The 13,967-nt window shown below is 63.3% G+C and carries 17 protein-coding genes; 9 read left to right on the top strand and 8 right to left on the bottom strand.

The window, feature by feature from the left end:
• Positions 1–78 precede the first annotated feature (78 nt).
• From AT302_RS20445 to AT302_RS20435, 3 genes are all read right to left on the bottom strand, one after another.
• Positions 79–987 (bottom strand): LysR family transcriptional regulator, encoded by a 909-nt coding sequence (locus AT302_RS20445; RefSeq protein ID WP_058375590.1) that lies wholly within the window; start codon positions 985–987, stop codon positions 79–81.
• A gap of 72 nt (positions 988–1,059) precedes the next feature.
• Entirely contained in the window at positions 1,060–1,992 is a 933-nt protein-coding gene (locus tag AT302_RS20440) for a carbohydrate kinase family protein (RefSeq protein ID WP_058375589.1), read from the bottom strand.
• A 101-nt stretch (positions 1,993–2,093) separates the two neighbouring features.
• Complete coding sequence (locus AT302_RS20435) at positions 2,094–2,864, bottom strand: sulfite exporter TauE/SafE family protein (RefSeq protein WP_058375588.1); 771 nt, start codon at positions 2,862–2,864, stop codon at positions 2,094–2,096.
• A gap of 121 nt (positions 2,865–2,985) precedes the next feature.
• Between AT302_RS20435 and AT302_RS20430 the strand changes: the two genes are divergently transcribed.
• Both AT302_RS20430 and AT302_RS20425 read left to right on the top strand, forming a co-directional pair.
• Positions 2,986–3,912, top strand: a complete 927-nt coding sequence (locus tag AT302_RS20430) for a LysR family transcriptional regulator (RefSeq protein WP_237171977.1) — start codon at positions 2,986–2,988, stop codon at positions 3,910–3,912.
• A gap of 240 nt (positions 3,913–4,152) precedes the next feature.
• Complete coding sequence (locus AT302_RS20425; protein ID WP_058375587.1) at positions 4,153–5,565, top strand: methyl-accepting chemotaxis protein; 1,413 nt, start codon at positions 4,153–4,155, stop codon at positions 5,563–5,565.
• A gap of 166 nt (positions 5,566–5,731) precedes the next feature.
• On the opposite strand, the gene AT302_RS20420 is transcribed toward AT302_RS20425, so the two are convergent.
• The 5 genes from AT302_RS20420 to AT302_RS20405 all read right to left on the bottom strand — a co-directional run bounded on the left by AT302_RS20420 (position 5,732) and on the right by AT302_RS20405 (position 9,450).
• Positions 5,732–6,046 (bottom strand): hypothetical protein, encoded by a 315-nt coding sequence (locus AT302_RS20420; protein ID WP_058375586.1) that lies wholly within the window; start codon positions 6,044–6,046, stop codon positions 5,732–5,734.
• A 567-nt stretch (positions 6,047–6,613) separates the two neighbouring features.
• Entirely contained in the window at positions 6,614–7,195 is a 582-nt protein-coding gene (locus tag AT302_RS20415) for a hypothetical protein (protein ID WP_058375585.1), read from the bottom strand.
• 67 nt (positions 7,196–7,262) lie between these two features.
• Positions 7,263–7,400, bottom strand: coding sequence for an entericidin A/B family lipoprotein (locus AT302_RS27385; protein WP_084656361.1), 138 nt, complete (start codon positions 7,398–7,400; stop codon positions 7,263–7,265).
• 134 nt (positions 7,401–7,534) lie between these two features.
• A complete protein-coding gene (locus tag AT302_RS20410) occupies positions 7,535–7,741 on the bottom strand; it encodes a CsbD family protein (protein WP_058375584.1) in 207 nt (68 codons plus the stop codon).
• Between the two features lie 185 nt (positions 7,742–7,926).
• Positions 7,927–9,450, bottom strand: a complete 1,524-nt coding sequence (locus AT302_RS20405) for a sensor histidine kinase (RefSeq protein WP_058375583.1) — start codon at positions 9,448–9,450, stop codon at positions 7,927–7,929.
• A gap of 310 nt (positions 9,451–9,760) precedes the next feature.
• Between AT302_RS20405 and AT302_RS20400 the strand changes: the two genes are divergently transcribed.
• From AT302_RS20400 to AT302_RS20370, 7 genes are all read left to right on the top strand, one after another.
• Positions 9,761–9,937 (top strand): DUF1328 family protein, encoded by a 177-nt coding sequence (locus tag AT302_RS20400; RefSeq protein WP_064674981.1) that lies wholly within the window; start codon positions 9,761–9,763, stop codon positions 9,935–9,937.
• Between the two features lie 103 nt (positions 9,938–10,040).
• Positions 10,041–10,202: a DUF1328 domain-containing protein gene (locus AT302_RS20395; protein ID WP_039374862.1), complete on the top strand. Its 162-nt coding sequence runs from the start codon at positions 10,041–10,043 to the stop codon at positions 10,200–10,202.
• 107 nt (positions 10,203–10,309) lie between these two features.
• Positions 10,310–10,921, top strand: a complete 612-nt coding sequence (locus tag AT302_RS20390) for a ferritin-like domain-containing protein (RefSeq protein ID WP_084656359.1) — start codon at positions 10,310–10,312, stop codon at positions 10,919–10,921.
• Between the two features lie 63 nt (positions 10,922–10,984).
• Positions 10,985–11,626 carry a response regulator gene (locus AT302_RS20385; protein ID WP_058375582.1) on the top strand — a complete coding sequence of 214 codons (642 nt, stop codon included), beginning with the start codon at positions 10,985–10,987 and terminating at the stop codon, positions 11,624–11,626.
• A gap of 12 nt (positions 11,627–11,638) precedes the next feature.
• Positions 11,639–12,061: a response regulator gene (locus AT302_RS20380; protein ID WP_058375581.1), complete on the top strand. Its 423-nt coding sequence runs from the start codon at positions 11,639–11,641 to the stop codon at positions 12,059–12,061.
• A 166-nt stretch (positions 12,062–12,227) separates the two neighbouring features.
• On the top strand, positions 12,228–13,262 hold the full coding sequence (locus AT302_RS20375) for a methionine ABC transporter ATP-binding protein (RefSeq protein ID WP_058375580.1): 1,035 nt from the start codon (positions 12,228–12,230) through the stop codon (positions 13,260–13,262).
• Entirely contained in the window at positions 13,252–13,905 is a 654-nt protein-coding gene (locus AT302_RS20370) for a methionine ABC transporter permease (RefSeq protein WP_058375579.1), read from the top strand. Before AT302_RS20375 ends, AT302_RS20370 begins: the two co-directional genes overlap by 11 nt.
• Positions 13,906–13,967: the final 62 nt, after the last annotated feature.

The raw sequence follows: 13,967 nt of genomic DNA, 5'->3' as shown, positions 1-13,967 counted from the left end.
GAGGACGGGACAGGCGACGCGCCGGTCCGGTCAGCTGGCTGCGGGGCGTGCAGCGTACGATGGGGTCGCTGCCGCCTCTCACCGTGAGGCTGCCGGACTGGCGGCGTCTGCCGCAAAGCATTGTGCGAGAAAGCGCTCGGTCGGACGGCTGAGCGCGTCCGCGTGCGGCACCAGTGCCGTAAGCAGCCGCTTGAGGCCATGCGGCGGATCGATGCGAACCGAGGTCAACGCGCCATCTTCATGACGCATCGACATCGCGGAGACGAAGCCGATCCCCATGCCCGCACGCACCGCTTCCTTGATACTTTCGACCCCAGCCAGTTCCAGTGCGACACGGGGTTCCAGCCCAGAAACAGAGAAGGCGCGCGCCACCAGCGCCCGCACGCCGGAGCCCGGTTCGCGCAGAATCAGCGGATACTCCGCGATGCTTTGCAACGAGGCACCGCCGGGCAACTGCGCGAGCGGGTGGTCGGACCGCGCGATGGCCACGACTTCGTCGTCGCGCCACGGACGCACGGCAATTTCCGGTGACAGGCCGGGCGGCACCGCGCCTTCGATAAAGGCAACATCCAGACTGTCGAGCTGCGCGACGATTTCGCTCGTGTTGCCGTCGACGATATGCAGCGCGACGGCGGGGTAGCGCTGGTGGAATTCCGCGATGACATACGGCAGCAGGTAACTGGCAGGCGTGGTACTCGCGCCGATGCGCAAGGCCCCTGTTTCCAGCCCGCGCAGGCTGTCGCGCAACGCCAGCGCTTGCCGGTAGTCCTGTCGCAACTTGTTCGCGTACGCCGCGACTTGCTCGCCCACGGCGGTCAGCCGTATGCCGCGTCCATCGCGGCGGTACAGCGGCTCGCCGAACGATTCCTGCAATAAGCGCAACTGCCCGGAGACCGCCGGCTGCGACAGGTGCAATGCCTCGGCGGCATGGCTGATGTTGCCCAGTTCGGCCACCGTCGCGAAGGTCAGCAATTGGTCCGGCGTCATATCGAATTCATCGGAAATGGTGATGATTGGTGGTCATCATAGCCATTTTTTCGATAATCGGCGCGAGGCGTCTCAGGTGAGGCTGGGTTGCGCCGCGACTAGGGCTTGAACGTCGTCCCAAGTCGGCGCATGCGCACCGGTTCGGGTGCAGGCCAGTGCGGCGGCCGCCGCCGCGTTGCGCAGGTGTGTGGCAAGGGGCGCGTCCGGCTGACGTGACAGGCTGGCAAGCCACCCGCCGATGCTGGCGTCGCCCGCGCCTACGGTATCGGCCACGGCCACGTGGTAGGCCGGTTGCCTGAGTTCAACGCCGTCAGGGGTGAGCAAGCGCATGCCGTGTTCGCCGTCGGTCAGCAATAACGTCGCTTGTGGCGCGACGCGGCGGACCTCGGCCAATGCCGCGTCGTCGGCTTGCGAGGGATACAACGCGCGCAAATCCTCGATGGACAACTTGAGCCAAGTGGCCACGCGCGCCATGCGAGTGAACGTCACAACGTATTCCGGCCCCATCAGGTTGCGCAGATTCGGATCGAAGCTGATGGCTACGCCGCGCGCATGCAGTTGTTCGGCCAGATCGAGCAGGGTGCTGGCGAGTGGCTCCCGCACGAGACTGATGCAGCCGAAGTGCGCCACGCGGGCGGCCGTTTGCCAGCCATCGGGCAGCGCATTCGGATCGAAGGCCAGATCGGCCGCCCCTTCGCCAAGGAAGAAGTAGGCGGGGGGATCGTGTCGATGGACGACGGCGAGTAGCGGTGGACGGTCCACGGCCTGCACGAATCGGGCATCGAGACCTGCCGCCTCAGACAAGGCGAGCAATTCGGTGCCAAACGGCGAATGGGTGCTGATGGCCCCGCCGTAGCCGGTTGCCACGCCCATGGCGGCGGTGACGCGTGCCACGTTCCAGCAAGCGCCACCGGCACGGCTCACCCACTGGCGGCCATCGCCCTGCGGCTGGCGAATCAGATCAGTGAGGGCTTCGCCGAAGACGAGCAGAGCGGGCAGGGTCATGGTGACAACATCGGACGCAAGAGGGCAGAGGCCGTCAGCATACCTTCGATGAGCGCGTGCGCGCGCTGTCTTGCGTGAGATTCTGCTCGGCGGTGCAGAGACTATTTGCTATGCAGCAATAGCGCCACGCCAGCGGCGAGCACCACGAGATTCACCACTTTCACGAACTGCGCACGCGACAGATGCAGCGTGACCCGTTTGCCCAGCCACATGCCCAGCATCATCGCGGGCACCAGCGTGACGGTCGTCACCAGCATCGACAGATCGGCATAGACGCCCGCCAGCAGGAACAACACGGCACGCACCAGCGTGCTGAATCCGATGAGCGTGGCCTGCGTCACGCGCATCGACTCCACGCGTTCGAGCCGGCTGGTCAGATAGATCGCATAAATGAAGCCGCCGCTGCCGAACATCGCGCTGAACACGCCGCCCACGGTGCCGAACGGGATCGCCCACTGCTGTGAGAGCCGCGATTTGGCGCGCGGGCCGATCAGCGCAAAGACGGCATAGCCGCACACGAACCACGCGAGCGCGCGCAGCAGCGTTTCCGGGCGAAGGTGCAGCAGCAACGCTGCGCCCGCGAGGCTGCCGACGAGCATCGCCGGTAGCAAGCGCCGCAATTCGCTCGTGTCGGCCGCGCGAGCGTTGCGCACCACATTGCCCGAGGCGGCGCTGAAGTCGAGCAGGGCGAGCATCGGCACGATCTGCGCCACCGGCAAGGTGTAAGCGAGCACCGGGCTCGCGACCAGCGCAGTGCCAAAGCCTGCAATGCCGAAGATGAGGTAGGCGACGACGAGCGCCGCGCTCATCAACAGCCACGCATGAAGTGAGGGGAGTGCAGCGGCGAAGGTGTCGAACTGAGGGAACGGCATAAAGGGTGGGTGGCGGGTAATCGGGGAGGGGGCCGCGAAGGCCTGCGCTTTCCGTCAGCATAGGGCCGGGGTGCTGCACCGCGCCAATATAGAATGTGGCGATATTCGATCTCGAAACGGCATGACCATGGTGTCGCTGCGGCAGTTGCGGTATTTCCTCGAAGTGGTGGATGCGGGCGGCTTCAGCGCTGCCGCTGAACGGCTGTTTGTCGCGCAGTCGGCGCTGAGCCGTCAGATCTCGGAACTCGAACGCGAATTGCAGGCGGTGCTGCTGGAGCGCTCATCCAAGGGCGTGACGCTCACGCCCGCCGGACGCACGTTCGTGGACGAAGCGCGCCGCGTGCTCACCGAACTTGAAGGGTCGGTAGCGCTTACACGCAGCGTGGCGCGCGGCGAGCAGGGCTCAGTGCGCCTCGCCCATTCCACCTCGGTGCCGTTTGCGGGAGAACTGCCTGCCGCATTGCACGCGCATTTATCCGCCAATGCGGGAGTCAGTGTCGAGATATCGACGTTGTCGTCCGAGCAACAGCAAGACGAAATTGAAGCTGGCCGCATCGATCTTGGGCTCGTGCGCCTGCCGGTGCTGCGCCCCGCGCCGTCGCTGATCTGCGAGCGCATCGCCATCGAGCGTCTGGTATTGCTGGTGCCGGGCGGACACCCGCTGGCCGGTGAGACGTCGATAACGGTGGCGGCGCTTGGCGACGAGCCCTTTGTCTCAATTCCCCATCGCGAGCGCGGCGGCCTGAGCTACCGGGTGGCGCAGTTGTGCCAGCAGCACGGGTTCTTTCCCCGCGCGGCGGCGGCGACCTCGCGCAAGATCGCCCAAATGAATCTGGTCGAGGCGGGCTTTGGCGTAGCCATCGTGCCGGAAAGTCTGGCCGCCATGGCCGGTGCCGGCGTCTGCCGGGTGACGCTCGACGACCCGCACGCCGTGTGCGAAGTCGCGTTGCTGCGCCGCCGCGATGCCGGCGCGCTCGCCGTCGCATTGGGGGACGCGCTGAAGCTTGCGCTATCGCAATCCCTGACGGACTTTGAACCCCCGCAGTAAGTCCCGCGTAAGGCGTGCATGAGAGGGTGCCCCCATAAGGTGCGGAAAACACGCGGGGCAGGGCCCGCAAGCCGGCTGCGACAGCGTCGCGGGCGGGCTTGTGCGAAGCGAGGAAACCCTCAAGTCGGCCATTTTTTCTCCCGTTATACTTTTCGACACATCAGCGCAGGGCGCGCACGCCGGACCGGCAGGCGCGCACCTTCGCCATAAAAATCAGATCAGAGATGCGAGGAGACGACGATGGGGCTATTCACGCGCCGCGGGGCAGCCGCGCAGACCGTCACAATCATGAGCGAGGTGGCCGACAGTGCCGGCACCCTTGGCATCGAGCTGTGCGATATCGCCGGTAACGTCGACGAAATCGCCGTGCGCATCAAACGGCAGGCCGAAGTGTTTCAGGAACTTCAGCGCGCTGCCGCCGACACCAGCGAAGGGAATCAGCAGATTGCGGCCGCCGCGCGCGAAGCCCGCGACATCGCCGATCGGGCGAGCGCCGAGATTGCGGCGTCGCGTGGCACCGCCGACGCGTCTCTGGCTTCCATTCACGGGCTGGTCGAGGGCGTGTCGGGCATGGCCGGTGAAATTGCCGGTCTGCGCGACGCGCTCGAACACGTGGGCAAGGTGGCCGAAGGCATCTCGGTCATTGCGCGCCAGACCAATCTTCTCGCCCTCAATGCCGCGATCGAAGCCGCCCGCGCCGGTGTCGCGGGGCGCAGCTTTGCGGTGGTGGCCACCGAAGTCAAACAACTGGCCAGCAAGACCTCAGAAGCCACTCAGCAAATCGAACAAACCCTCGCCGCACTGGCCGAGCGCACTCAGCGGCTGATGCGCGAGAGCAACACCAATGTGGCCCGTGCGAACGAAGCGCGCGAAGGTACACGAGCCATCGCGAGCGTGATCGAGACGGCGGGTACCGCGCTCGACACGTTCGACCGTCAGGCCGGGCAGATCGTGCAGGCAAGCGAGGCCATCGAGAACGAATGCAGCACGCTCGTTGCGCACGTCGATGAAATGGCCGATGGTGTCGCGCATTCCGCCGAGCATGTCGAAAACGCACGCGAACGGATTAACGGGCTGCTCTCGGTATCGGAGCACCTGATCGGCCTGATCGCCGAGGCGGATGTGGAAACGGAAGACACGCCATTCATCCGCGCCGTGCGACGTGCCGCGAAGCAAGTGGGCGAGACCTTCGAGGCGGCGCTCGCGAAGGGCAAGATCAGCGAGCAGGAGTTGTTCGATCGTCGCTACGAACCGATTCCGGGGTCGAATCCACAGCAGTTGATGGCGCGCTTCACGCGCTTTACCGACGAAACGCTGCCGACGATTCAGGAGCCGTTGCTCTCACTGAGCGAGCGCATCGCCTTTTGCGCCGCCGTCGACGAGAACGGCTACCTGCCGACGCATAACCGCAAGTTCTCGCAGGCGCCGACCAACGATCCGGTTTGGAATGCGGCGCATTGCCGCAACCGTCGACTGTTCAATGACCGCACGGGGGCGGCGGCAGGGAGCAACACGAAACCGCTGCTGTTGCAAACGTATCGGCGCGATATGGGCGGAGGCGAGTTCGTGGTGATGAAGGATGCGTCTGCCCCCATCTATGTGAATGGGCGTCACTGGGGTGGCTTCCGGATTGCTTATCGTGTGATGGCGTGATCGCATGATCGCGTAAGGGCGTAGTCACGCAGACGCAGTGGGCTTATTGCCCTGTGCCCATAAAAAAACGCGCCACCGACGAAAGCATCGGTGGCGCGTTTTTTATTAAACGAGGGCATCAGATCATGCGCCCGTTGCCCTCATTCATCATTCGATTGAGGCCGGATCAATAGCCGTACCACTGGCCATGACGCCAGTAACCGCGACCGTAGCCGTAGGGGCGTCCGTAGTAGGGGCGGCCGTAGTACACCGGTGCCGGGGCGACATAAACCGGCGGCGGGCCATAGTAGGCGGGCGCAGGGGCCACATAGACGGGCGGGGGCGGTGCCACGTAGACGGGCGGCGGTGCGTAGACCGGGCCCGGGACGACGAGCGGCACACCGATGCCGATGCCCACCGAGACGTGTGCCTGCGCAGTTCCGATCGCACCCGCGGCGAGCGCGACGCCGGCGATGGCAAGGGCGGCAAACTTGGCTTTCATGATATTTCTCCTGCGGACTTGGCAGCGTACTGAGAACAGCGCCCGGACGGCACCATGCCGGCCGACTCGCCGGGTGCCCGCCGGCACCTTGGGTTTGTCAGATTCCTTGGCTTAACTTTACTGAAGTTCCGAAACGCGGGTGCTGCGCAATTGTTGCAAAGTATGCGCATTCGCACGGGGTGGGGAACGTTCGGGCGTGGAAAAGCGGCCGCCAAACGTGTGAATCACGCACCCATTCTATTCAGAATCAACGGTTTGCGCTCGTTTCGGTTGACGACAGCGGTGGTCGTGGATGCGCGAAACGGGTGACAGCGGCGCGGCACTTGTTACATTCATTTACATGGCCGTCTGCGCGCTGTGGTGCAAAAACAGCGGCGGATGCCGCTTGCGCGACATCCGCCTGCCGTCGGTGTCTCTCATTGCCGGGCGTGCTGTCCCTGTGGATCACGGTGGTACCGCGGGTGGCACCGCGCGCCTGCCGAGACACCTCTCCTCCCCTGCTAAACCGGGCGCGGCACCGCCGCGGGTTCGGGTACTGCTGTCGTCAACGTCTTTGCTACGTCTTGTTTATTGATTGAAGCGCACCTTGGCGTCGGCCACGCAGGCATCCTTGCTGTTGCCCGTCATGCTGTCGCAACGCTCCACGGCGGCCTTGTACTGCGCCTTGTTCGCGTCGGCGTTGGCATCCTGACGCGCCGTCGCGGTGTCCTTAGACGACTCGCGGCTCGTGCGCATCACTTTGGCGTCGCCATAGGCCTTGGTCTTGGCGGCGTCGGCATCCTTCGCGCAGACATCCTTCTCGTTGCCCTTCTTGTCGTCGCAGCGCAGCTTGGCGACGCTGTAGTCGGCATCGGCCTTCGCGACTGCCGCGTCATAGCGCGCCTTCGGCGTGTTCTTGTAGTCGGCTTCGGCATTGGCCTTGGCAACCTTCTCGTTGCCCTTGGCGTTCTCGACACAGACCTTCTTGGCGTTGTCCTTCAGGTCTTCGCAACGCGCGACCGATGCCTTGTAGTCGGCCTCGGCAGATTTCTGCGCGGCGTCGTAGCGGTCTTTGGTGGCGGCGTCGGCGGCGCTGGCCGAGGCAGCGCCAAAGGCGCTTGCGGCCAGCACGGCACAGGTCAGCCAGTTCAGAGCGAGTCGGTGTTGCATGTCAAAGTCCTCCAGTGAACGAGCAGATAGTTGATGTCTTCGTGGGCTTCGTTGTCTTCGCTAGCCGTTACTTGTTGCGGTCGGCGGCACCCTGGATGGCTTCACCACCCTTTTCGATGTCCGTACCCGCACCATGGACGGTGTTGCAGCCAGCAAGACCCAGCGCGAAGCCGGAGAGCAGAGCGATGGCGATCAGTCGTTTCATTTGAGTTCTCCTTGAGAGATAGCGATAGCGGCGGCGATAGTGGCCAAGGGGGCTAACAAGGGTGCCGGGGAAGCGCTCTGTGGCGCTCGACCCCTGCCGGCGCGTCCGCCTCCCGACGGACGCTACCGTGGTGCTTACCAGAGCTTGTGGTCCTTGTTCCAGGTGTCGACTTCACGTTCCGCCTCGGCCTTTTCCTTGCCGTAGCGTTCCTGGATTACGCCCACGAACTTGTCGCGGTTGCCTTCGATCTTGAGCAGATCGTCATCGGTCACCTTGCCCCACTGCTTCTTGGCTTCGCCCTTCAGTTGATTCCACTTGCCCTTGATCTGATCCGAGTTCATAACAACTCCTTTCCGGTTGGGATTGGGTACTCCGTGGTACTGACTGCGTCATGCGATGGCGCTGGTGCGCCGTCGCCGCAGTTGCCGCCCGGTGTGGCGGCGGTTGATTCCATGGTAGGGAGTGCCAATCGTTCGCGCTGTCAGCGAGACCAGCGTCGCGCTGTAGGCGGAGTCGGGTAGCGCTGTCAGCGCATTCCCACGGGGGAGGGCGGCGTGGCGTCGGGCCGGGTGGCCTGCGCGGTTTGATCGGACGGGACGGCAGGAGATGCCGGTGCGGTGGAATGGGTGGAATCGGTGGATTCGGTGGCGTCGGTGGCGTCGGTGCGATTGGCGCCATCCGCGCCATAAATCACATTGCCCGGGTCGGTCATGTCGAGCGCCTCGGCCGGGTTGCACAGCGGCATGACGACCTGAATCTCGGTGCCGATTCGCTCCGGCAGCGAGTGGATATCGATGCGCCCGCCGCGCGCCGAGACGCGCTGACGCATGCCGAACAGGCCATGCGTCTTGGGCTTGTTGAACTGGTCCGGCGTAAGACCGATGCCGTTGTCGATGACTTCGAGGCGCACCCGCTGGTCGTCGCAGGCGAGCGCCACACGAATCGTCGTCGCGCGAGCATATTTGCCCGCATTCGTCAGCGCTTCCTGTGCCACGCGGAATAGCGCAATGGCCGTGGCTTCCGGCAGGGCGAAATCTTCTTCGGGCAGATCGAGATCGAGCTGCCAGTGCTGCTGATCGGCCGCTTCTTCCGCGAGCGAGCGCAGGGCGGTCACGAGACCGAAATTGATCAACACCGTGGGGCGCAGATTCTCGATGATACGGCGCTTGATTTGAATGCCCGAGTCGAGATTGCGTTGCGCACGCGCGAGCTTTTCGGCGATGACGGTGTCGGTGTTGCGCAGCTTGTGGTGCGCCCACGTGACGTCCATCTTGCACGCAGTAAGGATCGCGCCCAGCTCGTCGTGCAACTCGCGCGAGAGCCGCGTCTTCTCGTCTTCGCTCACGTTCTGCAAGTGTGTGGCCAACTCGTCGAGTTGCTCGGTGCGCTCGCGCACGAGGCGGTCGAGGTGCGCCTGTTGTTCATGCAATTGGTCGCGGGCGAGTTGCTCCTGACGCATCTGCCGCCCAAGCGTGCGGAACAGCAGGATGAACAGCAGAATCGTCAGCACCGAGAGTGCGCCTGCACTGACGGCGGAGATGGCCTGATCGAAACGGCCGTCGTCCTGCGCAGTGCGTGCACGAGCGAGTTCGCGGTTGTACAGATCGGTGATGGCGTTCTGTACGGGCTCCATCGTGCCGATGCCGAGATTGTTCGGGGCGAGCGCTTCTTCGAGATTCATTTCGCCCTGCCGCACGGCAGCGCGTGCGGTTTCCATGGCGGTAATGCGCTGCGAGAACAGCGTCATCACGTCGGCGAATTCGCGCGCCGCCTGCGCATCGTGCACATCTTCGTAATGCTGGATGACGAGCGCGGCCAGATCGCGAATGCGACGCACCGCCGAGAGGTACGGATCGAGATAGATCGGGTTGTTCGTGAGCAGATAACCGCGCTGGCTCGACACCACCGTCGAGGTGCGCGCCATGATCTCGTTGAGCTCGTTGGCGGCGGTCATCGCTTGCAGGGCAGCCTCGTACGTCGAGGCCAGCCGCCGGTGCGCCGACTCCAGCCCGATCAGGCTCCCGACCGTGATCACGATCGCGGCGATCATGGCAATGATCCAGCTTCGGCGACGCAACCAGGACGTGAACAAACGGGGCATTGAAGGGCCAATGGAGGGTAGGGGGCGCTTCGATCATAAGTCGAAAATCACCCGATAGCGCGAAATGTCAGCCAATTCCTACGCAAAAACCAGCGCCACCCGGGCATTCTCGGCGGCGCTGTTTTTCTACCATACATTCAGCGCCGAACGTTTTGCATGCCATGTACGCCAGTCGAGAAGACACCACGCATGGCCAGGCGAAGCGCCGCGGAGCACACGCAAGCCTCAGGGAAGTGAAGGGTAAAACAAGGAGAACGCTATGTTGAAGTGGGCTTTGTTGTTCGCACTGATCTCGATCGTGGCGGGCCTGCTGGGCTTTACAGGGATCGCCGCCGGTGCGGCTGGGGTCGCCAAGATCCTCTTCGTACTGTTCCTGGTGTTGTTCGTGATCTTCCTGCTGCTCGGTCTGACCGTCGCCAAGAAGATCGTCGACTAGCCGGTGCCGCCCGGGCCACCCGTCGAGGGGGCCCAGGCGGCCCGAATAAGTTACCAACGCTGTCAATGCTGGTCTGGGCCGTCATTTTTGCAAGGAGCTAGCGATGCTTCACTACGCCGTCGTGTTTTTCGTGATCGCGCTGATCGCCGCAGTGTTCGGCTTCACCGGTATTGCCGCCGGCGCCGCCGAAATCGCCAAGATTCTGTTCTTCATCTTCCTCGTGATCTTTTTGGTCACGCTGCTGTTCGGCGTGGTCCGACGATAGCCGGGCACGGCCGGCGCCGGGAGACTGATCGTCTGATCGTGATTTGACGACCGGCTCCCGGGCGCGGCCTGCCTTTCCCCACAAAACACTCGCAGGAGAATTCGCTCATGCATACCGCCAAGCACGCCAAGCAACACGCCAAGACGCAAGGCAAGCCCACTATCAAGGGCAACGGTCATAGCGCTCACGCCGGCGAGGACTTCGAAATCGATGTCCGTGCCCTGCGTGAGCGTGCCCGCGAGCATCTGGACGATGGTGCGGTGACGGAAGACTATCGCGCGGATCGCGACGCTGTCGTGCATATGCTCAACGACGCGCTCGCCACCGAACTGGTGTGCGTGCTGCGCTACAAGCGCCACCATTTCATGGCCACCGGCATCCACGCCGAGCCGGTTGCCGCCGAATTTGCCGAGCACGCTGCTCAGGAGCAAGACCACGCGGACCGCATTGCGACGCGTATCGTGCAACTGGGCGGCGAGCCCGATTTCGCGCCGGACAGCCTGTCGGCGCGCAGCCATGCCGAATATGTCGCCGGGAAGAACCTGCGCGAAATGATTCGCGAAAATCTCGTCGCGGAACGCATCGCGATTGAGAGTTACCGCGAGATGATTCATTATTTGGGCGACCGGGATACCACGACGCGGCGTATGCTCGAGGAAATTCTGGCTGTCGAGGAAGAGCACGCCGACGATATGCGCGACCTGCTCGACCGGGAGTGAAGGTCATGGCCAACGCGCCGAAGGGTAGCGACCGGACCGATGGGGACAGTCTCTGGAGCTTAGATGTCACTGACAATAAAAATCCTGATTGCCGACGATCACGCCATCGTTCGCACCGGCTTCAAGCAGTTCATCGCGGACGAGTCGGACATGGAAGTGTTGGGCGAGGCTGCGAGCGGCGACGAAGTGATTCGTGCCGTACGCGATACGGCGTTCGATGTCGTGCTGTTGGATATCGCCATGCCTGACAAGAACGGCATCGACACCCTGCGTGTGATCAAGCAGTTGCGTCCGCAGCAGGGGGTGCTGTTCCTGTCGACGTATCCGGAAGCGCAGTACGCGGTCAATCTGCTGCGCGCCGGTGCTAACGGCTATCTGATGAAGGATGCGGCGCCCGAGGAGATCATTCGGGCGATCCGCACGGTGGCGCGCGGCCACCGCTATGTCAGTGAAATTACCGCCGATCTGCTCGCACAGAAGCTCGATCAACCGATTGACGAGCCAATGCACGAGCAGCTCTCCGAGCGCGAGTTTCAGGTGTTCTGCAAGCTCGCGCAGGGCCGTACGCCCACCGAGATCGCGGAGGAACTGCATTTGTCAGTGAAGACCGTGAGCACGTATCGCGCGCGCGTGCTCGAAAAGATGCATTTGAAAACCAATGCCGATCTGACGCTTTACGCGCTCAAGAACGGCCTGATCAGTTGATGAGAGGCAGTTATGTCAACCGGGAAAGCGACAACGCTGACGGGGTCCCGCTCTCCCCTTAAGGTGCTGTTGATCGAAGACTCGGCGGTCATTCGCGAGAGCCTGTCCGAAGCACTCGGTTCGACCGGGATGCTTGAGGTGGCAGGGGTTGCGGAAACCGCAGATGACGCGGTTCGCACGCTTAAGGAGGATTCGTTCGACGCGGTGATCGTCGATATCCAACTGCGGCGCGGCTCAGGCATGGACGTGCTGTCCTACCTGCATGACGCCGGCCTGTTGCCTCACCTGATGGCCATCGTGCTCACGAATTACGCGCTGGCGACGTATCGCAAGCGTTGCCAGCAGCTTGGCGTACAGTATTTTTTCGACAAATCGCTCGAATTCGACCGCGTGATCGAGGTACTCGACGATTTCGCGACCGGCCGGCAGGCCTGAGCGGCGGACCTTTCCCGGACTACCCTCGAATTCCAATATAAAGGGATCGAATTTTATTATTTTCAACTATTTAGGTGCATGGGCTAAAATATCGCCTTTGCGCTAAATACCGGGTCAACGGCGGCGCACTGCGGGTAGTTTCGGCAGTGAGCTGCTATTTTTTTGCATGATCGAACTCCAGAACATTACCCAGCGCTTCGCTGGGCCCAAGGGGCCGATCGACGCGCTCTCCAATATCAGCCTGTCGATCGAGCGCGGCGAAGTTTTCGGCATCATCGGCCGAAGCGGCGCCGGCAAGAGCACGCTCGTGCGTGTGATCAACCTGCTCAACCGTCCGAGCGACGGCAGCGTTCGCGTGGACGGGCAGGATCTCACTGCCCTCTCGTCGGACGAGTTGCGCAAAGCGCGCCGCCGTATCGGCATGATCTTCCAGCATTTCAACCTGCTCAGCTCGCGCACGGTGTACGACAACGTCGCGCTGCCGCTGGAGCTGGCCGGCCTGTCCGCTGACGAAATTCGCGCGAAGGTGCTGCCGCTGCTCGAACTGGTGGGACTGACGGCGCAGAAGGATCGTTACCCGGCGCAGATTTCCGGCGGTCAGAAGCAGCGCGTGGGCATTGCCCGGGCGCTCGCGAGCGAACCGCAGGTGCTGCTCTCCGACGAAGCCACGTCGGCGCTCGACCCGGAGACCACGCGCTCGATTCTCGACCTGCTCAAGCGCATCAACCGTGAGCTCGGTCTGACCATCGTGCTGATTACCCACCAGATGGAAGTGATCAAGCAGGTGTGCGATCGCCTGGCCGTGCTCGACGCCGGCCGTGTGGTGGAACAGGGCCGCGTGATCGACGTGTTCCTGCGTCCGCGTCACGAAGTCACGCGCGCCATGATCGGCGACGTGATCGCTCAGGAATTGCCGGCAGGCGTGCGCGAGCGCATCGCTTCGCGCATCGGCAACGGGCACGATCACCTGTACCGGTTGGCCTTCTCGGGTGCCGGGGTGGATCAGCCGCTGCTCTCGGAAGCGATTCGCCGCTACGAACTCGATTTCAATATCCTGCATGGCCAGATCGACGAGATCCAGGGGCAGGCTTTCGGATCGCTCGCCGTGATGGCCGGCGGTACCCCGGCCCGTGTGGCCGAAGCCATGGCGTTCCTCGCCAGTCAAGGCGTCGTTGTCGAGGAGATGAGCCATGTGGAGTGAAATGTTCGATCTGTTCGTCTCGTCGTTCTGGGAGACGATCATCATGGTCGGGATCTCCGGCCTGATCGGTGCGGTGGTCGGTGTGCCGCTGGGCGTGCTGCTGTATCTGACCGATCGCAATGGCGTGTTGCAGAACCTGCCGACCAATCGCATCGTCGGCATTCTCGTGAATGCCGTGCGTTCCACGCCGTTCATCATCTTGCTGGTCGCCGTCATCCCGTTCACGCGCCTGATCGTCGGCTCGTCGATCGGGACGATGGCCGCCGTGGTGCCACTGACCATCGCCGCCGCGCCGTTTGTGGCGCGTCTGGTCGAGACGGCCCTGCGTGAAGTCGACCGCGGCCTGATCGAAGCTGCCCAATCGATGGGCGCGACCACGGGCCAGATCGTCATGAAGGTGCTGTTGCCCGAGGCGCTGCCCGGTATCGTCGCTGGTCTGACCATCACGTTCGTGAGCCTCGTCGGCTACTCGGCCATGGCCGGTGCCATCGGCGGCGGCGGGCTGGGCGATCTGGGGATTCGTTACGGTTATCAACGCTTCCTGCCCGAAGTGATGATAACGGTGGTGCTGATCCTGATCGTCTTCGTGCAACTGGTGCAGACGTTCGGGGACTGGCTGGTGCGCCGCCTGAGCCACAAGTAATCCATTCTGTTTTCGGAATAACATCGTCGCCGGCGAGCCGGCACTTACACGCGGGGGTTTTT

This window comes from Pandoraea norimbergensis, assembly GCF_001465545.3.
In the GTDB taxonomy this organism is placed as follows: Bacteria; Pseudomonadota; Gammaproteobacteria; order Burkholderiales; family Burkholderiaceae; genus Pandoraea; species Pandoraea norimbergensis.
The sequence above is the reverse complement of the archived record's forward strand: the minus strand, read 5'-3'. Positions and strand labels throughout refer to the sequence as shown.